This window comes from Nocardioides carbamazepini (assembly GCF_024614185.1).
GTDB classification, from domain to species: domain Bacteria; phylum Actinomycetota; class Actinomycetes; order Propionibacteriales; family Nocardioidaceae; genus Nocardioides; species Nocardioides carbamazepini.
Map to the genome: position 1 here is coordinate 321,433 of NZ_JAHTLF010000016.1, position 23,189 is coordinate 344,621.

15 protein-coding genes are annotated in these 23,189 nt (G+C 73.6%); 7 read left to right on the forward strand and 8 right to left on the reverse strand.

What is annotated here, in order from left to right; translation table 11 throughout:
- Window positions 1–82: 82 nt before the first annotated feature.
- The 3 genes from KVF89_RS14325 to KVF89_RS14335 all read right to left on the reverse strand — a co-directional run bounded on the left by KVF89_RS14325 (window position 83) and on the right by KVF89_RS14335 (window position 7,983).
- A complete protein-coding gene (locus tag KVF89_RS14325) occupies window positions 83–769 on the reverse strand; it encodes a response regulator (protein WP_257426439.1) in 687 nt (228 codons plus the stop codon).
- Entirely contained in the window at window positions 766–2,235 is a 1,470-nt protein-coding gene (locus tag KVF89_RS14330; RefSeq protein ID WP_257426441.1) for a sensor histidine kinase, read from the reverse strand. Before KVF89_RS14330 ends, KVF89_RS14325 begins: the two co-directional genes overlap by 4 nt.
- Window positions 2,236–2,472: 237 nt before the next feature.
- Window positions 2,473–7,983 (reverse strand): PKD domain-containing protein, encoded by a 5,511-nt coding sequence (locus KVF89_RS14335; RefSeq protein ID WP_257426443.1) that lies wholly within the window; start codon window positions 7,981–7,983, stop codon window positions 2,473–2,475.
- Window positions 7,984–8,230: 247 nt separating this feature from the next.
- On the opposite strand from KVF89_RS14335, the gene KVF89_RS14340 reads away from it, so the two are divergent.
- The 5 genes from KVF89_RS14340 to KVF89_RS14360 are packed head-to-tail and all read left to right on the forward strand — an operon-like array spanning window position 8,231 to window position 14,459.
- The gene (locus KVF89_RS14340; RefSeq protein ID WP_257426445.1) at window positions 8,231–9,625 is read left to right on the forward strand and encodes a hypothetical protein; all 1,395 of its coding nucleotides are present in this window, start codon (window positions 8,231–8,233) and stop codon (window positions 9,623–9,625) included.
- Between the two features lie 11 nt (window positions 9,626–9,636).
- Window positions 9,637–11,130: a lipopolysaccharide biosynthesis protein gene (locus KVF89_RS30410; RefSeq protein WP_257426446.1), complete on the forward strand. Its 1,494-nt coding sequence runs from the start codon at window positions 9,637–9,639 to the stop codon at window positions 11,128–11,130.
- A complete protein-coding gene (locus tag KVF89_RS14350; RefSeq protein WP_257426448.1) occupies window positions 11,127–12,002 on the forward strand; it encodes a sulfotransferase family protein in 876 nt (291 codons plus the stop codon). The genes KVF89_RS30410 and KVF89_RS14350 overlap by 4 nt, the downstream gene beginning before the upstream one ends.
- Window positions 11,999–13,273, forward strand: a complete 1,275-nt coding sequence (locus KVF89_RS14355) for a class I SAM-dependent methyltransferase (RefSeq protein WP_257426450.1) — start codon at window positions 11,999–12,001, stop codon at window positions 13,271–13,273. The genes KVF89_RS14350 and KVF89_RS14355 overlap by 4 nt, the downstream gene beginning before the upstream one ends.
- A 1-nt stretch (window position 13,274) precedes the next feature.
- Window positions 13,275–14,459: a hypothetical protein gene (locus KVF89_RS14360; protein WP_257426451.1), complete on the forward strand. Its 1,185-nt coding sequence runs from the start codon at window positions 13,275–13,277 to the stop codon at window positions 14,457–14,459.
- Window positions 14,460–14,496: 37 nt separating this feature from the next.
- Here the strand turns inward: KVF89_RS14360 and KVF89_RS14365 are convergent, their stop codons facing one another.
- The 4 genes from KVF89_RS14365 to KVF89_RS14380 all read right to left on the reverse strand — a co-directional run bounded on the left by KVF89_RS14365 (window position 14,497) and on the right by KVF89_RS14380 (window position 19,908).
- A complete protein-coding gene (locus tag KVF89_RS14365; RefSeq protein WP_257426452.1) occupies window positions 14,497–15,936 on the reverse strand; it encodes a cellulase family glycosylhydrolase in 1,440 nt (479 codons plus the stop codon).
- A gap of 281 nt (window positions 15,937–16,217) precedes the next feature.
- Window positions 16,218–17,141 (reverse strand): glycosyltransferase family 2 protein, encoded by a 924-nt coding sequence (locus KVF89_RS14370; protein WP_257426454.1) that lies wholly within the window; start codon window positions 17,139–17,141, stop codon window positions 16,218–16,220.
- Window positions 17,138–17,869, reverse strand: a complete 732-nt coding sequence (locus KVF89_RS14375) for a CDP-alcohol phosphatidyltransferase family protein (protein ID WP_257426456.1) — start codon at window positions 17,867–17,869, stop codon at window positions 17,138–17,140. The genes KVF89_RS14370 and KVF89_RS14375 overlap by 4 nt, the downstream gene beginning before the upstream one ends.
- On the reverse strand, window positions 17,866–19,908 hold the full coding sequence (locus KVF89_RS14380) for a hypothetical protein (protein ID WP_257426458.1): 2,043 nt from the start codon (window positions 19,906–19,908) through the stop codon (window positions 17,866–17,868). The genes KVF89_RS14375 and KVF89_RS14380 overlap by 4 nt, the downstream gene beginning before the upstream one ends.
- A gap of 223 nt (window positions 19,909–20,131) precedes the next feature.
- Between KVF89_RS14380 and KVF89_RS14385 the strand changes: the two genes are divergently transcribed.
- Window positions 20,132–20,944, forward strand: a complete 813-nt coding sequence (locus KVF89_RS14385) for a hypothetical protein (RefSeq protein ID WP_257426459.1) — start codon at window positions 20,132–20,134, stop codon at window positions 20,942–20,944.
- Window positions 20,922–21,620 carry a response regulator transcription factor gene (locus KVF89_RS30415; protein WP_257426461.1) on the forward strand — a complete coding sequence of 233 codons (699 nt, stop codon included), beginning with the start codon at window positions 20,922–20,924 and terminating at the stop codon, window positions 21,618–21,620. The genes KVF89_RS14385 and KVF89_RS30415 overlap by 23 nt, the downstream gene beginning before the upstream one ends.
- A gap of 28 nt (window positions 21,621–21,648) precedes the next feature.
- Here the strand turns inward: KVF89_RS30415 and KVF89_RS14395 are convergent, their stop codons facing one another.
- Complete coding sequence (locus KVF89_RS14395) at window positions 21,649–23,169, reverse strand: sensor histidine kinase (RefSeq protein ID WP_257426462.1); 1,521 nt, start codon at window positions 23,167–23,169, stop codon at window positions 21,649–21,651.
- Window positions 23,170–23,189: the final 20 nt, after the last annotated feature.

The following is a 23,189-nucleotide window of genomic DNA, read 5'->3' on the forward strand; positions in this document are numbered from 1 at the left end:
CGACCCTAGGGAGGCGTCCGGGGCGTGACATGCCCCCAATGCGGTATCTCCGTCGCCGCGATGCCCTCAGCGGCTCAGTGGCTCAGCCCTGGGGCGCGTGCCAGCCGACCTTGTACGCCGCGCCGACGGCGGCGAGCTGGGAGCTCATCTCCAGCTTGGCCAGGATCGACTTCACCTGGGTGCGGACCGTCGCCTCGGACACCACGCTGCTGCGGGCGATCTCGCGGACCGGGGCGCCCTGCATCAGCGCGCCGAGCACCTCCATCTCGCGTCGGGTGAGGCGATCGAGCCGGGCGCGGATGTCGCGGACCTCGTCCCGGTCCTGGAGCGCGATCTCGATGAGCGAGCCCCGCTCCTGCGCGTTCATCAGGGGGAGTCCGTCCCGCGCCCGGCGGACCGTGGTGACCACCTCGTGCAGGGGACAGGTCTTCACCAGCACCGCCTTGGCGCCGCGGCGCAGGCACTCGCCCCGCCGGGCGACCTCGCTGCTCCCGGTCACGACGACGACCGCGACACCGGCCGCGGTCAGCGGGGTGATCAGCCGCATGCCGTCGCCCACATGACCGAGGTCGAGGTCGAGCAGGACCACGCGGGGGGCACCGCGCAGGGTCGTGGCGAGCACCGTCGCGAGGGTCGTGTGGTCGTCGGTCAGGTCGATCCGGCGGACGACGTAGCCCTCGGTCTCCAAGGTGAGGGAGACCGACTCGGCGAAGAGGGCGTGGTCGTCGACGATGGTGATCCGCATCGGCCGCGGCGCTCCGGTCGTCATCCGCGTGAGCCTGCGGCGACGGGCGGAGCGGTGTCCGGAGCGGTGTCCGGAGCGCTGTCCGGGTCGGGCGCGGTAGCGGAACGGGGCAGCAGGTGCGGGCCGGAGCCCGCATCGGCGTTGCGCAGCGTCACCACGAAGACCGCGCCCGCGTCGCCGGACTCCGACCGTTCGTGGTGCAGCGATCCGCCCAGCTCGAGCATCAGCCGATGGGCGCGTTGCAGGCCGATGCCCTGCCCGGTCGACGTGCTGCCGCGTGCCCCCCACTGGAAGAGCCGGTCCTGCAAAGCCGGCTCGATCCCCGGCCCCCGGTCGGACACGCGCAGCTCGACGGTGTCCCCGACCGCCCGCGAGACCACCGCGGTCGCGTGCCCGCGGGCGTGGCGATGCGCATTGGTCAGCAGCACGTTGAGGACCTCGGAGAGCGCGTCGTGCCTGCCTACGACGTGGTGACCACCGCCTCGCCAGGCCACCAGGTGGTCGAGCGCCCCGTGGGCGACGACGAGCGGCTCGACGACCTCGTCGACGGCGAGGACGTCGAGCTCCTCGGGGCTCTCGGCGAAGCTGCGGCCCAGGCGCGCCACCTCGGCGTCGACCATGTGGCTCAGCGCCATCCGGCGCGGACCCGGAGGGACCGTGTCGCCGTTCAGGAGGTGGACGCCGGCCACGATGCCGGCCGTCGCGGCCCGCATCTCGTGCACGACCTCGCGGTCGTGCTGCACCGTCGCCTCCGCCGCTGCCGCGCGGAGCAGCAGCTTGGCCTCGCGAACGGCCGTGTCCTGGAGGGTCGTGAGCAGGAGCCCGATCACCGTCGTGGCGAGGAGGGCACTGCACAGGACGACGCCGACCATGGCCAGCGGTGGCGGCTCCGACGCCTCGAGGAGGGTCGCCCAGACCCGCGCGGCGAAGAGGGCGAACACCCCGCAGCTGACCCGCACGGCCGCCCATCGGGGCAGGGGCGAGCGCATCAGGGCGACGGTGACCAGGACGATCCCGACGGTGATCGCCGCCAGCACCGCCAGGTCCGGACCCCGTCGCACCGACAGGAAGGGGGACGGATCGAGGACCAGCAGGCTCAGCCGGACGCCGAGGACGAGACAGCCGAGGAGGAGCCCGCCCAGCAGCGGGCTGAACCGCGGCGGGTGCTGGTCGCGGGTGCGGACGGTGAACACCAGGAGGATGACGAGCACGGTCGCCACATGGCCGGTGGTCAGGCGGTAGCTGTGGCCGCCATGGGTCGGATCGGCCACGGAGATGACCAGCAGTGGAAGGTCCTGGACGGCGACGAGGGTCGCTGCCGTGGCCATGCGGGCCCGGATCAGGCTGCGCCGCAGCCGGGCGTCGAAGGAGAGCACCAGCGCGCTCCCGAGCAGGACGAGATCCGCGAGGACCATGCAGATGTGACCGGCCGTCGTGATCGGGTCGATCGACGGGTCCTCCATGAGGAGGACCGCGTATGGGTGCAGCATCAGTCCGGCGAGCAGCAGTGCCCACCACAAGGGCGCGCGCTCGGTCGAGACTTCTTGACAAGGCGATGACCGTCGAGTGACCGCCCGAGAAACCCCCCACGGGTGACGGAACTGACGGCCCGATTGAGGACGCGTCATGTCGCGATTATGCGCGGCCTCCCGGATTCTCGCCGGTGAAGGCGGGAACGTACCCAATATTTGTCCGTCCGGAGCGGTTCCTGGTGGAGTATCACCACCTCACGGTGCCGTGACCACCACCTGCCGGGTGGCGGTCGTCGCGGCGCTCCAGCCGTCGGTCACCGTCAACGTCACGGTGTAGGTCCCGGCCGCGGGGAAGGTGTGCGAGGTGGAGGACGAGGTCGCGTTCGGCGTCCCGTCGCCCCAGACCCAGCGGTAGGTGATGGTGTCGCCGGTGTCGGGGTCGGCGGAGCCGACCGCGGAGAAGTTGCAGGACAGCCCGGCGCACGCCGGCGTGTTCAGCACGGCGACCGGTGGCCGGTTCGTCGGAGGTGTCGTGATCGTGACGGTCTGCGTCGCCGTGGCGGTCACTCCCCACTCGTCGCGGGCGGTGAGCGTCACGGTGTAGGTGCCCGGCGTCGTGTACGTCCGGGTGGGGACCGGGCCCGAGCCGCTGCCGTTGCCGAAGCTCCAGGAGTAGGTCAGTGCGGCCGGGCTCTCGTCGGTCGAGCCGCGGGCGTCGAAGCTGCAGACGTTCGCGGTGCAGGCCGTGGTGAAGCTCGCGACCGGCGGGTTGTTGGGCGGGTGCACGACCGTCGCGTGGCGTTCGTAGATCACGCTGACGAAGTCGTGCTGATCGATCGCCCGCACCCGGACCGTGTAGGCGCCGGGCGGGATCACGGGCGTCGTGTAGGAGAAGTTCGACCCGGGCGTCCCGGGACTGTTGAGGAACGCCGTGCGCCAGCTGGCCGAGGTGCTGGTGAACGCCCCGGACGAGCTCATGTACTGACCGGCGGCGTTGACGACGGCGACCTCGACCTCCTGCATCGCCTGGTCGTCCTCGGCCCGTCCGCTCACGAAGATCTTGCCGTCGAGGAACTCGGTGCCCTCGATCGGGTTGAGCAGCGTCTCGTTCATGACCGGCGGCTGATCACCCGGATAGATCGGGTAGCGCGCGGTGGCGCCGCTGGTCGACGGGTCCTGCTGACCGACGGTGTCCCAGGCGTAGGCCGTCACCGCCCAGTCGCCCTGGGTCGGCAGGGCCACGTCGAGCGTCCACGCCGTGCTGGTCGCACCCGGGTTGGCGAGGGTGGCGTCGAGCGTGGCGAGGTTCGCCGACAGGGTCCCGTTCGGCTGGAGGTAGCGACTGGTGTCGCGGTCCTGGACCGCCACCCCGACCCGGGCCACGCCCTTGTCGTCCGTGGCCGCGCCCGCGAGGTTGAGCAGCAGCACCTGCTGGCCGGTGATCGTCCCTGTCGGCGTGATCGTCGCGTTCGGCGGACTGTCGCCGGGGATCGCGGCATTGAGCGTGAGCCGGCCCTGGTTCGCCGACGAGGTGCTCAGCCCGATGTCGTCGGCGGCACTGACCGTGAACGAGTACGTGCCGGGACTGAGGTTGAACGGCGTGGTGTAGCTCCAGTTGTAGCTGGTCTGGTTGAGGTTGACCGGAGAGACCCGGTAGGAGCCGGCGATCACGCTGGTGCCCCACGTGCCGTCCGCGGCGAGCCGCTCGCCCGTGGAGCTGTTGCGCAGCGTGATCCACACCTCGGCGAGGCCCTCGTCGTCGTTGGCGGAGCCGGCGAAGGTGATCGGGCTGCCCGGAGTCACGGTGACCGTCTGCACCGTCGTCGGGGGCACCATGGTCACCGGCTGGGTGATCGACACCGTCGGCGGCTGCCCGTTCTCGGTCACGATCCATCGGCGGTCGGCGGTGTCGAGGTCCGACTGCCCGGCCGTGTCGGTGGCGCGGGCCTGCGCCCACCACTCGTCCTCGTAGGGCACGGTGATCTCGTAGGACCAGGTGGTGCTGGTCGCGCCGACCACGTCGGGGTCGACCTGGAAGGTGTTGTAGGTCCCCGAGACGGTGCCGTCGTCCTGCAGGTAGCGGTTCTGGCTGTCACGCATCGTGAAGCTGACCCCGTTGACGCCGAAGTCGTCGGTCGCGCTGCCCGTGATGGTGAACGTCAGGGCGGCCACAGGACTGCCGGGACCGTTGACGCTGGTGTTCGGCGGCTGGTCGCTGGTCCCGAAGGTCTCGAACTTCTTGGTGGCCTTCGTGTTGTCGGCCGTCCCGTTGCCCGCGACCGCGCGGGCCCGCACCAGCAGCTCGCGGTTGGCGGTCATCGTCAGCGGCAGCCGCCAGGTGCGGGTGGTCCCGGTGCCCGGGTCCAACGTCGCGTTGAACGTGTTGGAGGTGGTCGAGCCCCACGTCGTCAGGTCGTCGGCGAGATAGCGGCCGGACCCGCGGTCCATCACCTCGAGCTCGACCCGCTGGACGCCACTGGCCGCGGTCGCCGTACCGGTGAGCTCGAAGGCCTCGTCGACGGGCTCGATCCGGCCCTCGATCGGAGACGTGATCACCGTCTGGGTGCCGTTCTGGGCGGCGACGTTGGCGAAGTCGAAGAACGCGATGCGGCCCACGTTGTAGCTGCCCTTGGTGTTGCCGTCACCACCGACGAACAGCCCGCGCGGGGTGGCCTCGATGTGCTTGTCGCCCTCGTAGGAGTTCGACGGGGCGAACCACTCCAGGGCGTGCCCGTCGGCCGGGTCGAGGGCGGCCAGGTGGAAGCGCTTCACGACCGCGTCGCCGAGGGCGTACGCCGACAGGCCCTGCCCGGTGCCGTAGCCGACGTCGTCGAGGCCGGGCCACGGCACCGGTGCCGTCGCCGACTCCGCCCACTGGAAGTGGCCGCCGATGTAGATGCCGGCCTCGGTCGCGGCGACCGAGTAGACCGAGTCGAAGTGGCGGGAGATCCACAGCGGCTGTGCGTTGTCGTCGTCGTTCAGCGCGTAGGCGATGACCGTGTCGTTGATGGGCGGGCGGTCGCCGCCGGACCCGCTGGTCACCACGAAGTAGGAGTCGTCGGGGCCGATGTCGCCGCCGTAGGCACGCTGGATGCCGCCCACGAACTGGAGGTTGTCCTCCCACAGCGTGGTCTTCCAGGGGGTCAGCCTGTTGGTGCGGGTGTTGATGATGGCGACGCCGTACCGGTCCTTGCCGTTGACCTGCCGGCCGGTGTGGACGACGAGCAGCCGGCCCTCGTCGTGGGTCAGCTTGAGCCGCTGCACGGCGAGCTCGCCGTTGGTGCCGATGCCGCCGGTGATGTTGTTGACGAAGTCGGCGCGGACGGCGCCGGTGGTGCCGTCGAGGGCGGCGAGCGCCCCGCGCGGCACGTTGTTGACCGTCGTGAACCGACCGCCGGCGTAGACCGTCGTGTTGGTGACGGCGAGCTCGTTGGCCTTGCCGTTGGCGTTCGCGGTGAACGCCTCGATCGGGGCACCGGTCGTCGGGCTGATCCGGGCGATGGCCTTGCGGCTGACGCCGTTGACCGTGCCGAAGTTGCCGGCGATGTAGAGCTTCGTGCCGTCCGGGGAGGCCTCGACCGCGTCGACCTGGCCGTTGGTGAAGGTCGGCCGGAAGGTCGTGTCGACCTGCCCCGTGCTCCAGTTGTACGCCGCCAGGTAGGCCTGGTTGACCGTCGTCCCGTTGTTGGGCTGCCGGATCGAGGTGAACGACCCGGCGACGTACACGCGGTTGCCGACGACCTCGATGTCCCAGATCTCACCGGTGGTGATGGTGGGCTGGTTGGTGCGCGGGACGTCCGGCACCAGGGCGGTGTGGCCGGGAGGCGGGTTCGGCGTCACTGCCGTCGCGCTGCTCGTGGCCTGGTCGGTGTGTCCCTGGCCGTCGTCGACGGTGAGCGTGACGGTGCGGGTGCCGGGAGTGGCGTAGGCGTGCGTGGGGTTCACGCCGGTCCCGGTCTGGCCGTCGCCGTACTGCCAGGTGTAGGTCAATGTGTCGTGGTCGACGTCGAAGGAGTGGGCGGCGTCGAACTCGCAGGTGAGACCGGCGCAACCGGTCGAGAACTCCGCGACCGGCGGCTCGTTCGTCTCCGTGGCGTCGACGCCGGGATCGAGCACGACGGAGAACAGCATCGACCGCGAGGCCGTGGTGCTGGTCGTGGCCGTGCGCCCGGCGAGCGGCCCGACGGGAACGGCGCCGTCGGAGTCGCCGAGCACGGCGCTCACCTTGCCGGTGCCGGTCGCGGTCGCCTGGCTGCGGGCGGGTGTGCCGGTCGGCAGGGTCCAGGTCGTGGGATCGGTCGACTTCTCGCCCCACAGGCTGACCAGCCACGAGTTGGCGTGCGCCGCCGCCGTGGCCGGGGTGGTGTGGCTGGTGGCCGGGGCATCCACCCCCCCAATGGCGGACGCCCCGACCACGGCCGGTCCGGTGCTGCGGTAGGCGGCCACCGTCATCACGGACTTCACGTAGGCGCTGCCCGTGACGGTGACCGTCCGGCCGGCGTCGGCGGCGGTGGCGCTGCGGGTCCACGCGCGCCCGCGCACCCCGTTGCCGTCGCGGGACTGCAGCAGGTCCCAGCCGGGGAGGGTGCTCTCGATCGTGCTCGTGGTGGAGTTCGTGACGAGGAACAGGACCAGCCGGTCACCCGGTTCGACCGTTGTGGGGACGGTGACCGAGTGACCGGGGCGGTTGCCGGCGGTGCTGGCAGCGCCGACGTAGGTGACCTGGCCGGCCGTGACGGCGACGTCCGGGCTGACCTGACGGGTCGCCGTGTCCTGGTGGGTCCCGTCGCTGACGGTGAGGGTCACGGTCCGTGGCCCTGCCGTGGCGTAGGTGTGCTGGGGGGTGCGGCCCGTGCCGTCGGCGCCGTCGCCGAAGCCCCACGCGTAGGAGAGGGTGTCGCCGTCGGGGTCGGTGGAGCCGGAGGCGTCGAAGGAGCAGACCAGCCCGCTGCAGGTCGCCGTGAACGAGGCGTCCGGCGGGCTGTCGGTCAGGTCGCCGGGACCGATCACCACCGAGTACGTCGCCGACCGCGATGCGGCCGTGCTCGTCGTCGCCGTGCGGGCGGCGGCGGTACCGGTGGCGACCGGGCCGGCGGAGTCGCCCCAGACGCCGCTCACCTTGCCACTGCCGGTGGCGGCCGCCGTGCTGCGCTCGGTGACGCCGGCGGGCAGTGTCCAGGTGGTGTCGGTGGAGGACTTCTCGGCCCAGACGCCGACCAGCCAGGAGCCGGGGGCGGCGACCGTCGTGGCCGGCGCCACGTGGTCGGTCCCGGACGTGTCGGAGCCGCCGGCGACCGCCGTCACCGAGGGGGTGACGCCGGTACTGCGGTAGGCGCCGACCGTGATCACCGACTTGGCCGCGGCGCTCGTCGTGACCGTCACATCGGCGTTGCCGTCCGCCGCGGTGGCGGTCCGTGACCACAGCCGGCTGCGGATGCCGTTGCCGTCCCGGCCGGCGACGGAGGTCCACCCCGCCAGCGGGTCGGGGATCGTGCTGGCCGTCGAGTTCGTGGTGAGCGAGAGCAGCAGCACGTCGCCGGCCTGCACCGAGGCAGGGACCCGGACCGTGTGGGCGGTCCGGTTGCCCGCGGTGCCGGCGGCGGCGACGAACGAGATCTCACCCGGTGCCGCCTCGGCGGGCGGTGCGACTGGCGCGAGTGCGGGGACGACTGCGAAGGCGGTGATGATGGGGACGACCGCCCGGGCTATGCGCCTCCATCGTCGGCTTGGGACCGGTTGACGCCGACTGGTGGTGGTTGAACGCATTCTGCCTCACCGTCCCCGCACTCGCATGGCCCCTCGGTCCTGAGGGCGCTGCGATCGTGTCAACCGGTGCGGCCCACGGCATGACCGATATTGGGCAGGATTCAGGTGCTCCGGCGCGGACGGTCGTCGGCGGAGCGCGGCCCATCCCACAAATTGGGGGTATCCGCTCACCTGCAGTTCCGGAGCCGTCGGGGCGTCCCATAGTTGGGTCGGTCGTCGTCAGGATGACTGCAGGTGGGGAGGTGCCATGGGACAGCGCCGCATAACACGACTCGTACTGGTCGCCGTGCTGGTGGCCGGGCTCGGTGCGGGCGCCGCGGTCGCGTGGGCACGCCACCGCCAGGGCGAGCACGTCGCGACCGCCGTCATCATGCTGCACCCGCTGGAGGGCAACGCCTACAGCCCGGGGGGCCGGGGTGACGACCTCGTCAACCTCGAGACCGAGGCGCAGGTGCTGCGTTCGGACGCGGTGGCGCGCGCGGTGCTCGACCAGCTCGGCGTGAAGGGTGCGCCGAGCGACCTGCTCACGGCGGTCTCGGTCGCGATCCCTCCCAACACCCAGCTCTTGCAGATCACCACCCGCGGGCCGGACGACGCGACCGCGGTCGCTCGGGCGTCGGCCTTCGCGGACGTCTACCTCCGGTTCCGCAGGTCCCGCACCGAGTCGGCCGTGTACGAGCGGACCTCGCGGCTCGAGGAGCTCGTCAGCCTCCGCGAGGACGAGCGTGACGCCGCGCTGGCGCGGCTCGACGAGCTCGGCGCCAACGCCCCGGAGCGGGAGCTGATCGAGCAGCAGGTCCAGGAGGTCGTCGTACAGATCAGCTCGCTGCGCGCGCAGCTGGCGGCCGCCCAGGCCGTCGGCCTGGACCCGGGACAGCTGGTGACTCCCGGGCAGCTCGTCGCCGCCGGCCCGTGGGCGGACCCGGTCCGCTCCGGCCTCCTCGCCGCCCTGCTCGGGGTGCTCCTGGTGCTGTCCGTCGCGGTGGCCCGCGTCCGACGCCCGGCGCTCGGCCTGGGGCGCGGTCCGACCGGCCTCACCGCCGGTGCGGAGGGAGACCCCGTCCCGCTCGGCGTCCTCCGGGCCCCGGTCCGGGCCGACAGCGACGTGATCGCCCACGTGCGGTCCGTGGTGCTGGCTGTCGGCTCGGACCGGCCCCCGGTCGTGACCGTCGCGGTGCCCGGCAGGAAGTACCCCGTGGCCTTCGCCGCGTTGGTGGAGTCCCTGACCCGGGCCCGCTACGAGGTGGTGACCGTGGACCTCGCCCTTCCGTCGGTCATGGCCGCGATGGCGGAGCTGGTGCTGCAGGAGGCGGTGGTCGACGACGTCCTCGTCGCCGACGGTGACTTCCACAGCCGGCTGCAGCCGGTCACGGAGGCGACCCGGCCCCGTGACGACTTCGCCGACCTCGCCGCCTCCGCCGAGATGCGCCGCAGCCTCGCCGAGCTCGCCAAGCGGGCGGACCTCGTGCTGGTCCGCTCGCCGGGGCTGACCACCCCGATCGGCCGGGCGGTGCTGGCCGCCTCGACCGCCGTCGTCGTGGAGGTCTGGCGGTCCTCGACCCGGGCCGATCTGGATGCCGTGATCGTCGAGGCGGCACGGGTCTCCACCCACGTCGTGGGCGTCGTCGAGGTCGACTCTTGAGACACCCCGGCGTGAGCACCCCGCCCGCCACCGACGGCGAGCACCGCCACCTGCGCGCCGTCGCCCGGGGGAGCGCGGCCACCCTGGCCGGAGCGGTGCTCAGCACCGTCGCTGGGTTCGGCCTCGTCCTGGTGGTCACCCGCACCGTCGCCCCCGACACCGCCGGCCGCTTCTTCGCGGCCACGGCGGTCTTCCTGGTGGCGCTCGCGACGGCGGGTCTCGGCACGGACACCGGGCTCGCGCGGTTCGTGCTGCGCGACGACCGGCCGGACGTCGTACGCCACCTGGTGCGGGTCGCCGCCGGCCCCGTCCTGCTCGCCGCGTGCGGTCTGGCGCTCGCTCTCGCGGTCTGGGTGCCCGACACCCGCCCCCTGGTGTGGGCGCTGCCGCTCGCGGCGACAGCCGACCTGTGCCTGGCGGCCGTGCGGGCGCACGCGCTGTTCCGGTCGACCGTCGTCGTCGACCGGATGGTGCGCCCCGGCGTGCAGGTCCTGCTCGTGGTCCTGGTCCTCGCGCTGGAGCTCCCGGGTGCCTGGCTGGCGACCGCCTGGGCGGCGGCGTACGTCGGCAGCGCCGTGCTCGCCGGCCGCGCCCTGGTCGCGGTGACCGGCCCGGCCCGGCGGGGCGTGCGTGGCCGAGGGCAGGTCGGTCCGCGCGACTTCTGGTCGTTCACCTGGCCGCGGGCCGTCGCCCGGATCGCCCAGGTCGCCGTGCAGCGGCTGGACATCGTGCTGGTCGCCTGGCTGCTCTCGCCGATGCATGCGGCGATCTACACGGTGGCGACCCGGTTCGTGGTCTTCGGCCAGCTCGCCAACCAGGCCGTCTCGACGGTCGTGCAGCCCCGGTTCACGATGATCCTGGCCGGACCGCCCGACGAGGCGCCGGTCCTCGTCAACCGGGTCTTCGGCGTCACCACGGGCTGGAGCATCCTGCTCGCCTGGCCGGTCTACCTCGCCGTCGCCGCCGCGCCGGCCGCCTACCTCGGGTGGTTCGGGCCGTCGTACGTCACGGGGGAGGCGGTCGCCGTCGCCCTCGTGATGGCCGGCGGCATGCTCGTCGCCGTCGCCTCCGGGCCCGTCGACACGCTGCTCCTGATGACCGGACGGAGCGGGCGGAGCCTCGCGAACACGCTCGTCGCGCTGGCGCTGGACATCGGGCTGTGCCTGGTCCTCGTGCCGCGGATGGGCATCGCCGGCGCGGCCGTCGCGTGGGTGGTCGCCGTGGTGGTGCGCTGTGCGCTCGCCGTCATCCAGCTGCGTGCCGAGATCGCGCTGGCGCCTCCGCTCGGCCGACTGCTCCTCGCGGCCGCGCTGCCGGTCGGCTGCGTCGGACTGCCTGTCGCCCTCGCCGGCCTGGTCGGCCTCTCGCCGCCGGCCTGGCTGGCTGCCTGCGTCATCGCCGGCAGCGGGTACGCCGCCGTGGTGTGGCGGCTGCGCACGCGACTGGCCGTCGACGTGTTCGTCGCCGGGCTGCGTCCGGCCCGCGCCGTGGCGGTGACGGCATGATCCGCCGTCTGGCCGGCCGGCTGCGCCCCGTGCTCCCGCCGCCGCTGCGGCGCGCGGCCAGGGCACTGCTGCTCGCCTGGGGCTGGCTGAGCGCGGACCTGCGCCAGGAGCCGGGGATCGTCGTCGTCGGCGCGCAGCGGGCCGGCACCACGACCCTGTTCCGCCTGCTCAGCGAGCACCCGGACCTGTGCCGCCCGACGGTCGACAAGGGCACCGGCTACTTCGACGACGGCTACCGCCGCGGCCGGCGCTGGTACCGCGCGCACTTCCCGCTGCGCTGGAGCGCGCACGGGCGGACCACCTTCGAGTGCAGCGGCTACTACCTCTTCCACCCCCTGGCCTCCGAGCGCCTCGCCCGCGACCTGCCGGACTGTCAGGTCGTCGCCCTCGTCCGCGATCCCGTGGACCGCGCCTACTCCGCCCATCGGCACGAGAGTGCGCGGGGCTTCGACGACCTGCCCTTCGCCGACGCGGTGGCGGCGGAGGCGGTGCGCACCGCGGGCCAGGGCCGCCTGCTCGCCGACGACCCGGCGGCGACCAGCTTCGCCCATCGCCACCACGCCTATCTGCAGCGGGGCGAGTACGCCGTCCAGATCGCCCGGTACGTCGCGGCGCTCGGCCCTGACCGGGTCCACGTGGTCGACGCCGGCGCCCTGTTCCGCGACCCGGTCGGGGTCTACGTCGACCTCCAGCGCCGGCTCGGCCTGAACGTCCACCGGCCCGACGCGGTGGGGCGTTGGAACGAGCGGCCCGGCGACCCGCTGCCCCCCGACCTGGCGGCCGCCCTGCGCCGCCACTTCGACGAACCCGACGTCGCCCTGGCCGAGCTCCTCGGCAGGGCGCCCAGCTGGCGAGAGGAAGCCTCGACATGACCACCCTTCTCCACCGTTCCAGCCCCCTGCTGACCGCATCCCGGCGGCATCGGCTCGCCCGGGTCACCCGCTGGCGCCACGGACTCCGCGACGTGCCCGTGGCGAAGCTCCTGCTGGGCGGCCAGAACGGCATGACCGCGACTGAGTTCGCCGCCGCGATGGAGGACCCCCTGTGGCCCTCGCGGCGGGTGGCCGACGGGCCGCACGCCGGCCTGATCGCGCTGGCCGCACGCGAGGGCGGTCTCACCGACGCGCAGCTGCTCGCTACGCCGTACGCCCGGATGGCACGGACCTGCATCCGGCGCACGGGGCGCTACTTCGGCGCCGACGACGCGGCCGGGGTCGTCGCGCAGGCACGGGCGTTCCTCGCCGCCGGCGACGCCGTGGTCGACGTCGACGCCGAGGACGATGCCGAGGTCGGTACGCCGTCCCCGGGTGACCTGCACTCGCCGCCGGGGCAGCCGGTGCTCGTCGTACCCATCGCCCACTCCGACTGCTACCAGGTCCTCGACGGCCATCACCGGGTCGCGCAGGCGGCCGCGGTGGGGGCGGTGACGGTGCCGGTCCGGGTCCGCCGCGGCGAGGTGACCACGCCGCTGCAGGACCTGCTGGGACGGATGTCCTGGCTCGACGGCGGGCGCCAGCTCTACCAGCCCGTCGGCTCGCCGGAGCTCGCCGCGCACTGGCCGACGGTGCGCTGCTGCGTCGACCGGTTCGAGGCGATGGACGCGTTGCTGCGCCGGATCGTCGGACCCACGCTCTCGGGGAGCTACCTCGACGTCGCCAGCTGCTACGGATGGTTCGTCGCGGAGATGGGCGGCCTGGGCTTCGAGGCGGAGGGCATGGAGCGGGACCCGCTGGGCGCGACGCTCGGTCGCCTCGTCTACGGACTCGACCCGGCGCGGATCCGGACCGGCGACGCCGTCCGGCTGCTGCGGGGCACCCGGGAGACCTGGGACGTCGTGTCGTGCTTCAGCCTGCTGCACCACTTCGTGCTCGGCCGCGGCAGCTGCGACGAGGTCGAGCTGGTCCGGCTGCTCGACCGGGCGACGGGGCGGGTGCTCTTCCTCGACACCGGGCAGGAGCACGAGCGCTGGTTCCGGTCGTCGTTGCGTGGCTGGGACCCCGACCACATCCGGGCCTTCCTGCGCGAGCACACGACCTTCGACCAGATCCTCGACCTCGGTCCGGACCGGGACGCGGTCGGTCCCTACGCCGACAACTACGGCCGCCACCTGTTCGCCTGCGTCCGCACCGCACCGGCGGCCTGAGATGAACCGGCCCGCGACGTCCACGGACCTGCTCGACGCGGCTGCCGAGCTGTGGCCGGGCGCCGACCTGGTCCCGGCGGGCACCGTCGGCGACGGGCGACCCGTGCGGGCCAGGTACGCCGTGATCAGCCGCGGCAGCAGCCCGATCGTGCTGGTGCCGGTCGAGTCGTCGGTCGCGGCCGGTGCCTCGCTGCGCCGGATCAGCACCGCCTCGACGTGGTGGGACACCACCGCCCGGGTCGCGGCGGGGGCGATGGTCCGCGCCGTTCCGGGGCTGCTGCGGCACCGGGTCGAGGTCCGCGGCGGTGCGGACGGTCTCGCCGAGCACCTCTCCGGCGTCCTCGGCATGCCGGTCAGCTTCAGCATCACCATCGGCACGGCCCGGGTGAACCGGAAGCCGGTGCTCCAGGTGTTCGACGAGCAGGGACGGTGCCAGGCGTTCGTCAAGGTCGGCTGGTCCGGCAACACCTGCGCCGACGTGACGGCGGAGGGCCGGGCGCTCGCCGCGGTCACCGCCCGGCCCTACCGGTACGTCGTGCCGCCGGCGTTGCTCGCGCGGACCTCGTGGCAGGGGCGCCCGGTCCTGGTGGTCAGCCCGCTGGAGCCGTCACCGTGGCGGCGCCACCGGAACACGTGGACGCCGCCCAGCGCCGCGATGGACGAGCTCGCGGAGCGGTTCGCCTCCCCCGACTCCGAGCTCACGGCCGCCGACTGGTGGCACCGTCAGTGGCGGGCCACCGGCATCCTCCCCGATCCGGTGTCGCGCAGCCGGTTCGGCAGGGCGCTGGAGCGGGTCGCCGCGATCGCCGGGCACCGCGAGCTCCACTGGGGCGCCTGGCACGGCGACTGGACGCCGTGGAACATGGCTCCCGCGGGCGATCGGGTGCTGCTGTGGGACTGGGAGCGCTTCGAGACCGGCGTCCCGCGCGGGCTCGACGCCCTGCACTACGTCGTCAACGCCCTCAACTCGGGCGCTCCCGCGTCCGCGGAGGGAGTGCTGCGGGCACTCGCGCTCGCGTCGTACCGGGACCGGAGTCTCGGTGGCGCGCCGCACGTGCAGAGCCTGCTCTACCTGGTCGCGATCCTGACCCGGTACCTGCGGCTGGTCGACGTCCCGGGGGGTGAGCACATCTCCTCCCGGGCGATGCAGACGCTGGTCGCCCTGGAGCACCTGGCCGACGTGTAGGCCAGGCGCCCCAGGGCGCTCGCGTTCCTGCCGCTCGCTACTTCAGCGAGGGTGACCCGGCGAGGGCCTGTGCGAATCCGGTGCGCTTCGTGGTGGTGCTGAGCGTCCAGGGCGCCACGCTGTTGAGCGCGCTGTCGAAGTAGCTGTAGGCGATGCCGCCATAGCTCTCCATCAGCTGCACCGCGTCGGCGATCGCCGAGGGTCTGGCCTCGGCGGCCACGTCGGTCACCCCGGTCTCGCCGAGCGCCCACTCGACGCCGACAGTGCGGGACCAGGTCGAGATCGCCCGGTAGTACTGCTCGAAGTCGGTCCACTTGGTCGTGGTGCTGCCGTTCTTCGCGACGCCGTACTGCTGGTAGATGTCGAATCCGGCGACGTCGACCTTGACCCCGCGCGGCCAGATCTCCGCCAGGCTGTACTGCGCATCGCCGTAGAACTGGTTCCAGCCGGTCATCACGACGGTGAACGCCACGTTGGGGGCGGTCTTGCGGACGAGTGGGGCGAGGTGCTCCTGCATCCGCCGCCACTCCTGGATGTCCCCGTCGCCCTCGGGCTCGTGGTGGAAGGCGACCCACACCGGGCCGCCGACCGCGGCCAGGCGCTGGGCGAGGTCGGTCGCCCAGGCGTCGCCCTTGCCGTCGGCCATCTCGGTCCACGAGTAGGGCAGCTTGAAGCTCACCCAGGGCAGCCGGCCGGCCGTCAGGTCCGCCTGCGCGGTGCGCACCGCGCTCGCGACCCCGGTCGAGGTGAAGTAGGTGCGCCGGATGGCGAGGCGGTCCCCGAGCTGCTGCTCCAGCGTGCTCGGGTCGGTGTTCGAGCCGTGCGCGGCGCCGACGTAGGTGCCGCACGACGGGATGCCGCGAGCCGTGTGGCCGCAGCCGTTGGTCAGCTTCCCGACCATCTCCTCGGACGCGGCGGCGTCGCCCTTCGGCGCGACGCTCAGGTCGTCGACGAGCACCTTCTGGCCGGACTTCCCGTGCGGCGCCCGGATGCGGAGCTTGAGGACGGAGTCGCGCTTCTTCGTGGTGACCTGCGCCTTGAGGCGGGTCCAGGAGCCGGCCTTGGCGGTGGCGCGGGCGGTGCGCGCCTGGACCTTCTTTCCTTGGGCCACCTCCCGCACGCGCAGCGCGACCGGGTGCCCGGCTGTGGTCCGCACCCACACCCGGACGACGTACGCCGTCCCGGCGGCGTGCGTGCCGGCGAACCTGTGCCGGCTGACCGTGGCCGCCGGCCCCCGGCCCTTCGCGCGCACGACCATCGCCCGGCTGCCGCCCCGCCCCGCGCCGTCGCGGGACAGCGCGACCCGGCTCCCGTCCACCCCGGCGAAGCCGTCCAGGTGGGTCTCGAAGTCGCCCGATGGCAGGGACTCGCCGGCGGTCGAGCGCGACTGCGCCGGCGGCACGGCCGCCACTGCTCCGATCATCAGCATGGCCAGCACCGCGGCCAGCCAGGTCCATCGTCTGTGGGCGTTCTGCATGACGCCACCTTCCCGAATATGGCCGTGGGGGAGCCTGCGCACGGCCTTGTCGTGTCATTTCCCGATCGGCTCGATTGGACCCGCAGCGAGGAGTCGGAGCGAATCCCGTCCCCCAAATGGGGGAGCCGCGCCCCGCCGACCCGGCGCAGATTGAACGATGATCCCCGCCGACCCGGCGCAGACTGAACGAGAAGGCGCGCCGACCCGGCGCAGACTGAACGAGAAGGCGCGCCGACCCGGCGCAGACTGAACGAGAAGGCGCGCCGACCCGGTCGTCCGGCTCAGATCCCGTGGCCGCGCCGGTGGGCCAGGTCCAGCAGCCGCTCGGCGCGGACCACGTGCAGGGCGACCAGCGCGGCGAGATAGGCGCGCGGCTCCCGGGGAGAGGTGCGGAGGGTGCGGGCGGCGCAGCGGAGGGCGGTGCGGTCGCCGAGGGCGGCGAGGGCGAACGCCTTGCGGCCGAGGAGGCGGGCGTGGGCGCGGCGGTCCTCACGGAAGGCGGGGTGCTTGGCGAGGCCGTAGTCGATGGCGGCCACGATGGTCGCCCACTGGCGGGAGAACTGCGATCCGCCCCAGCGCACCCGGACGAGGGGCTCGGGTACGACGTGGAAGCCGCCGGCGGCGGCCGCGCGGATCATCCAGTCGAAGTCCTCGCCGTAGCTGCCGGGGATCTCCTCGTCGACCAGTCCGATCGTGGAGAGCAGCTCGTGCCGGCGTACGACGACCGTGGAGGGGTGCGCCTCCATGACGCGTCGGCGCACGAGGTTGCGCAGCTCGAGGGCGGCCGCGGTCGGGACGCGGGTCGTCGTGGTGCCGGCGTAGTCGATCTCGATGCCGGTGACGCACGTCGGCGGGCCGCCGTCGAGGAGGGCCCGGACCTGGAGGTCGAGCTTGCCGGGGAGCCAGACGTCGTCGTCGTCGCAGAAGGCGACGAGCTCGCCGTTCCCCTCGAGCACGCCGCTGTTGCGGGCGCCGGCGAGTCCCGGGCTCCGGTGGTTCTCGATCACGTCGACCACCCGGTCGTCCCCGCTGTCGGCACGGACCAGGTCGCCGTCGGGCGTCGAGCGGTCGAAGACGACGATGCAGCGGATCCGCCCGTCGTACGCCTGCTCGACGACGGCGGCGATCGCCTCCCGGACCAGGACCGGCCGGTCGTGGGTCGCGATCACGACGTCGACGTCCGGCAGTCTCCTGTGGCGACTCATGACGCCCCCTTCCCACCGGGCTCCCGGGCCCGTACGACGTCGAGCGTGGTCGCGATCCGCCAGCTCCGGCGCAGGTTGACGACGGTGGCGACCACATAGAAGGCGAGCGCCACCAGCAGGCCGGCGACCGCGGGACGGGGGCCGACGACAGGGAGCAGGCCGAGCACGAGCGTCTCGGCCTCGACCGCCCACGGCACCGGGCTCATCCCGAGCCGTCGGCAGATCCGCAGCCACGGGTCCAGCAGGGGCAGGTCGGTCCGGCGGAGCAGGTCGGACCCGCCGTCGCCGAGCCCGGCCAGCTCGGCGAGGTGCTTGCGGTGGGCCAGGGCCCAGCCGTAGGTGCCGAGTGCGGCCAGCAGCCCCACAGCCACCGGTACGTCGACGCGGTCGGTGCGCACGGCCCACCATGCGAGCCCGGCGTAGGACGCCGTCACGCACACGACGTCCGTCCCGACGTCGAGCAGCGCACCGCGCGCGGAGCTCGAGCCCTGCAGCCGGGCGATCTTGCCGTCGAGGCAGTCGGCGAAGAAGCGGAGCAGGAAGAGCAGGCCACCGAGTCGGAGCTGTCCGGCGGCCAGGCAGGCCGCGGCCGCGACGCCGAGGACGCCGGCGAGTGTCGTCACCCGGTTGGGCGTCACCGCGGTGTGGGGGGCGAGGAGGCGGGCGAGCGGGTCCGCCGACGGGTCGATGACCAGCCGGGTCCAGATGTCGCGCGGTCGGGGGCTCATCGCCGTCTCCGCGGCAGGTTCCAGGGCGCCCGGGTGCGGATCAGGGCGAGCGCGATCAGGCCGCCGACGGCCAGGCCGGTGGTGAGGGGGACGTCACGCCCGCCACCGACGGTCCGCGCGGGGCCGACCCGGATCACGCTGCCCACCTCGGGACGGTGCGTGGTGAGGTGGTCGATCGCGGCTCGCAGGTAGGTGCGGGTCGCCGCCCAGGCCGGGTCGTCCGGGTCCACGGCGGCCAGCCGCTCGCCCAGGCGCGCGACGAGGTCGGTGCGCCGCGTCTCGAGGAAGCGGGAGCGCTCGGCGAGATACTCCTCGGCCACGGCGAGCGCCGCGGCCGAGGCATCCGTCCGGCGGGAGGTCGTCACCGTGACGTCGAGGACGGTCGACAGCGGCGGCGCGGCGACCCCGATGTCGGCGCGGAGGGTGGCGGGCGCCAGGCCGACCCGTCTGCCCGCGCGCTCCATCGCGCTCTCGGAGCGCAGCAGCGCGGCCTCGGTGTCGATCGTCGCCGGGTCGGGCGGCCGGACCAGGGCGTCGCTGTCGGCCTCGCGTGCGACGTCGCCGACGTCGAGATAGGTCGGTGACGGGGTCAGGGCGACGGTGACCGTGCTGGCGACGTGACGTTCCTCGCCTCGGGTCGCGGTGGCGCCGACCGCGGCCCCGAGGATCCCGGCGACGGCCGCGGTGACCAGGGCTCGTCCGGTCGGGCGGCGCAGCGTCGTGCCGGAGCCTTCCTCGCGCCACGCCAGCGCCACCGCGGTCATCAGGATCATCATGGGGAGCCCGAGGGTGTCGTAGACCGTCAGCTGGAGCAGGAAGATCCCGAGGACGAAGGTCGCGACCGTCTGGTTCAGGGTGCGACATCGCCAGGTCCGGCGCAGTGCGAGGACGAAGAAGGTCAGGAAGAAGAGCGTCCCGATCCAGCCCTGCGAGAAGAGCACGAGCCAGAGCTGTCCCTGCGTCCCGAGGGGCGGTACGCCGCACGCGGGGCAGCTCGGGGTGGCCCCGCCGGCGATCGAGGTGAAGGTGCCTGCGACGTCCCGGGTGCTGCCGAAGCCGACGACGGGAGAGCCGCGGGTCATCGAGTCGACGGTGGTCACCAGGAGCTGGGAGCGTCGCTCGTTGCTGTGCGGGTTGTCGAGACGTGAGGAGACCGTGTCGCCCAGCGAGGTGGAGGTGGCGGCGACGCCGCCGAGGACCACGACGACCACCAGCGCCGCGAGGGCGCCGTGGTGCCGGCGCAGTGCCAGCAGGACCAGGAGCCCGAGCGCCCCGACGCCGAGGGCGAGCCACAGGCCGCGGTTGAGGCTGAGCACGATCGGGACGGCCGCGGCCGCGAGCACGGGCGCGGCCAGCCAGCGCGTGCGGGACCGGCTCGTCACGACGGCCGCGACGAAGAAGACCAGGGTCAGCGAGACGACGCTGCCCCAGGTGTTGGTGAACGGGAAGGGCGCCTTGGGGCGGGGTTCCGGGTCGCCGAGCACCTTCTGGATGTCGGCGGTCTCCGCCGACACCAGCGTGTTCACGAAGCCGTTGCTCCGCAGTCCTCCGGGCAGCAGGCGCTCGGCCAGCGTGGTGATCGCGAAGTCGGGCGCGAGCAGGCCGAGGATGCCGCCGGCGACGGCGACCACGAAGACCCACGCCAGGATCCGGTGCACGAGCCGGTCGGGGAGCCGGTCCGCCGGGGTGTTCCCGATCCAGATCAGCAGCACCGTGCACGAGAGGTACCACGCCAACCGGTAGCCGAACACGAGCAGCCGCCCGGTGCCCCCGTCGTCCACCGCCTCCGGCGCAGCGGCCCACAGCGTGCCGAGGCCGAGCAGGACCCACAGCAGGAACAGCAGCCACCAGCCGGCGTGCGGCGGCAGGGACACCCGGCGTCGTGAGCGCAGATCCCAGCAGAGGGGCACGGCGAGGGCCAGGGGAACCACGGACGCGACGCCCAGGAGCCACCACACGGGCAGGCCGGCGATCCCGACGACGAAGCATCGCTCGGCGACGCGCCCGGGCCGGTCCCCCGATGGCGTGGCGGACGTCATGGACCTAGGAGACCCCGTGCCCGACCCGTCGCGGCTCACCAATTTTGGGGGACTAACTCCGCGTGCGACGCGGGTCCGGACGGACCGTCCTACTGTCGCCCTGAACCCCGGTGATCGGCCGGCGGGGAGGGGAGGCGTCATGCGCAGGACTGCCGCCGTGCTCCTCTGCTGCCTGGCCCTAGGGCGGTCGGTGACGCTCGTCGCCGGACGGAGCGGCTGAGCCGTGCCGGCCCGGGAGGTCGTACTCGTCCTGATCGCGCTCGGCGTCGCCGGCGGGTGTGGGGTGAGTGACGGCGCCGTACCGCCGCGGCCGCACGACCCGGCGCGGGGACTGCGGGATGTCGACCTCGGTCTCGGCTTCGACCAGGTGGTCGTGCCGGGTGACATGGTCCCGGGGGCGGTGAACGACGGCACCGCGCCGGTCGACATCACGGTGGTCACCGCCGGCGGTGGCCGGCTGACCTGGACGCCGGGCCGGGGCGGTGGCGCGGCCGTGCGGACGCCGGCCTACGCCGCGGAGGGGCCGGTCCCGGCCGCCGCGATCCTGGTCCGCACCGACCCCACCGCCCCCGACCCGCTGGATCCCGGTAGCCGCGACCTCGTGGTCGGGGTGGACTTCCGTGCCGACCCGGCGACCGCGGGCCGGGCCGGGGACGACGGCGACAACCTCGTCCAGCGTGGACGCTTCGGCGAAGCCGCCCAGCTCAAGATCCAGCTCGACCACGGCGTCCCGTCATGCCGTCTCGCCGGCACCCTGGGCGAGGTGGTGGTGGCGGGCGACCAGCCGGTCGCGCCCGAGCGCTGGTACCGCCTGACCTGCACCCGGTCGGGGCCCTCGGTGCGCCTGCGGCTGGCGGATCTCGAGGGGACCACGGCGCCGCAGGAGTGGACGGTCGCCCGCGATCCCGGAGTGATCTCCTTCGCCCACGTCCCCCTGTCGATCGGAGCCAAGGTCGCGGACCGGGGCCGGATCGCCGGCGACTCCACCGACCAGTTCCACGGAACGATCGACCGTGTCCTCGTCGATGTCCGCTGAGGAGCCGGTCCGGCGGGTCGCGCTCGTCGCCGAGCGCCGCCTGGTCGGTCAGGCGATCGCGGCGGCACTCCACGGGCGGGGGATCGCCCCGGTGCTGTTCGACTGGCCCGAACGTGGCGGGCGGCTCTCGTTCCGCCGGGCGCTGGCGCGCAGCGGTGCCTCGGTCGGCGTGATCCTCTGCGACCTGCGTACGCCGGACCTCCTGCATGACGTCGAGCTGCTCGTCGCCCGCGGGCCGATCCGCTGGCTGGTGCTGACCGACAGCGATTTCGGGCCCCGTTGGGGGACGGTGCTCGACGCGGGCGCGACGGGCGTGCTGCCGACCACCACGACCACCGCCAGCCTCGAGAGGGCGCTCCGGGACACGATGGCGGGCCGGTCGCCGACGCCGCCCGCGCTCCGCGAGCGCGCCCTGCGCGCGTGGGAGAGCGTCGCCGAGGAGCAGCGGGAGCTGATCCGGCGGATGGAGCTCCTCACCCACCGCGAGTACGAGATCCTCGGCTCCCTGTACGACGGCATGTCGGTGCGCCGGATCGCCGATGCGTCGGGCGTGGCCGAGGCGACGGTGCGCAGCCAGGTGAAGTCGCTGCGCCGCAAGCTGGACGTGGACTCGCAGCTCGGGGCCGTCGCACTGTACCGACGCTCGCTGGAGGTGTTCCCGCGGGCGCGCCGCTGACCGAGGTGTGATCGAGGCGGGACCGTGGTCAGTCACCGTCGGTCGCGGTGACGGGTGCCCGCGGCAGGGTGATCACGAAGACGGTGCCGCGGGCAGCGTCGTCGTCGACCAGCTCCAGGCTCCCGCCCTGTTCGAGGATCAGTCGGTGGGCGCGGTGCAGTCCGATCCCCTGCCCCGCCGACCGGCTGCGGTGGGCGCCCCACTGGAAGAGGCTGGCCCGCACGGCCGGATCGATCCCCGGGCCGTCGTCGGAGACGACGATGACCACGCGGTCGCGGATCGCCGCCGAGAGGACGGTCGTGCCCCGCCCGCCGGCATGGTCGGCGGCGTTGTTGACGAGGGTGGTGAGCACCTCGACCAACGCATCCCTGCGGGCGACGACCCCGTGCCCGCCGGGGGTCCAGGTCACGGCGTGGCCGAGCGCGTCCTGGGCCAGGACGAGGGGCGACACCACGTCGTCCACCGCGACGACCGTGAGCGGCCCGGGCCGGGCGGCGACGGTCCGCCGCAGCCGGGCGGTCTCGCTGTCGACCATCTCCTCGAGGGCGTCGCGCCGCGGCCCGGGCGGCACCTGCCCACGGGCGAGGAGCAGGGCGGCCGCGGCGATGCCGGCGGCCGTCGACCGCACGTCGTGGGCGACCTCGCGGTCCTGCTTGACCTCCGCCTGCGCCTCGGCGGCCAGGCGGGCGTAGTGCGCGACCCGCGCGTTGGTCTGCTCGAGTGCGAGCCGCAGCAGGGAGGCGGCCGTGGTCGCCGTGAGGGCGCTGAACACTGCGACGCCGGCGACGGCCGCCGGCGGCGGGGTGGTCGCGACGGTCAGGGTCGACCACAGGCGGGCGGCGAAGATGGCGAGGATCCCGACCCCGATCCGCGTGGAGGCCCAGGCCGGCAGCGGTGAGTGACGCAGCTGGATCCCGATCGTCGCCAGCACGACGCCGATCAGGATCATGAGGGCCATGTCGACCGGGTCGCCGGTGCAGAGGAACCCCGAGCCGTTCTCCAGCGCCGCCGACAGGGAGTGCAGGCCCAGGGTCATGCCCAGTGCGGCGAGGCCGAGCAGCATGCCGACGGCGATCGGCCGCTGTGGCGGGGTCACCGCGCGCCGGCCCCGGTGGAGCACGACGAGCACGATCAGCACGGTCGTCAGGTGGCCGGTCGTCAGCCGGTAGGAGTGGCCGCTGAGGGCCGGGTCGACCATCGCCAGCACCACCAGGGGCGCGTCCTGCATCGCGACGAGCGTGGCGGCGATCGCCATGCTGCCGCGGAGCGGGTCCTGCGTGAGGCGGGCGTCGATGGCCAGCGCGGCTCCGGCGCCGAGTACCAGCACGTCGGAGAGCAGGATGCACGCCCGGCCGGCGAGCGCGAGCCGGTCGTCCCCGCCGTCGCCGAGGGCCGCGACCACGACGTACGGGTGCAGCAGCAGGCCGGCGACGGCCGCGCTCCACCACCACGACGAGTGGGCACGAGGCGGCCCGTCGTGGCGAACCCGCCGCCGGGAGCGGGCCCGGCGTGGGCGTCGACCCCGACGGCCCCCCGGATACGCCGTCATCTCATCATTGTGCGGAGCAG

Bases quoted from the DNA above. Each gene is read 5' to 3' on its own strand.
- KVF89_RS14395 (WP_257426462.1), bottom strand. From the start codon at position 23,169: ATGACGGCGTATCCGGGGGGCCGTCGGGGTCGACGCCCACGCCGGGCC.
- KVF89_RS14340 (WP_257426445.1), top strand. From the start codon at position 8,231: ATGGGACAGCGCCGCATAACACGACTCGTACTGGTCGCCGTGCTGGTG.
- KVF89_RS14375 (WP_257426456.1), bottom strand. From the start codon at position 17,869: ATGAGCCCCCGACCGCGCGACATCTGGACCCGGCTGGTCATCGACCCG.
- KVF89_RS14350 (WP_257426448.1), top strand. From the start codon at position 11,127: ATGATCCGCCGTCTGGCCGGCCGGCTGCGCCCCGTGCTCCCGCCGCCG.
- KVF89_RS14370 (WP_257426454.1), bottom strand. From the start codon at position 17,141: ATGAGTCGCCACAGGAGACTGCCGGACGTCGACGTCGTGATCGCGACC.
- KVF89_RS14360 (WP_257426451.1), top strand. From the start codon at position 13,275: ATGAACCGGCCCGCGACGTCCACGGACCTGCTCGACGCGGCTGCCGAG.
- KVF89_RS14335 (WP_257426443.1), bottom strand. From the start codon at position 7,983: ATGCGTTCAACCACCACCAGTCGGCGTCAACCGGTCCCAAGCCGACGA.
- KVF89_RS14365 (WP_257426452.1), bottom strand. From the start codon at position 15,936: ATGCAGAACGCCCACAGACGATGGACCTGGCTGGCCGCGGTGCTGGCC.
- KVF89_RS14325 (WP_257426439.1), bottom strand. From the start codon at position 769: ATGACGACCGGAGCGCCGCGGCCGATGCGGATCACCATCGTCGACGAC.
- KVF89_RS14355 (WP_257426450.1), top strand. From the start codon at position 11,999: ATGACCACCCTTCTCCACCGTTCCAGCCCCCTGCTGACCGCATCCCGG.
- KVF89_RS14330 (WP_257426441.1), bottom strand. From the start codon at position 2,235: ATGCTGCACCCATACGCGGTCCTCCTCATGGAGGACCCGTCGATCGAC.
- KVF89_RS14380 (WP_257426458.1), bottom strand. From the start codon at position 19,908: ATGACGTCCGCCACGCCATCGGGGGACCGGCCCGGGCGCGTCGCCGAG.